General features: G+C 73.1%; 1 pseudogene. It reads left to right on the forward strand.

Going from position 1 to position 275, the window contains the following annotated elements:
- Nucleotides 1-275, forward strand: a pseudogene (locus AX737_RS28310) (porin family protein); the annotation flags it as partial.

The raw sequence follows: 275 nt of genomic DNA on the forward strand, positions 1-275 counted from the left end.
TCGGCGGCGGCCAGATCGGCTACAACTGGCAGCTGACCCCCGGCTCGGGCGTGGTCATCGGTGTCGAGGCCGACGCCCAGTACGTCGACTTCGGCCGCGAGCGGAACCGCTTCGCCCAGGCTGGCGCCGGCCTGCTGCCGGGCGTGGGCGTGTTCAACCCGAACGGCCTCTCGACCCTCGACTACTTCGGCACCGTGCGCGGCCGCCTCGGCTACGCCTTCGACCGTACCCTCGTGTACGCCACCGGCGGCTTCGCCTACGGCTCGGGCGGCGGG

The sequence above is a fragment of the Methylobacterium sp. CCH5-D2 genome (assembly GCF_001556475.1).
GTDB classification, from domain to species: domain Bacteria; phylum Pseudomonadota; class Alphaproteobacteria; order Rhizobiales; family Beijerinckiaceae; genus Methylobacterium; species Methylobacterium hispanicum.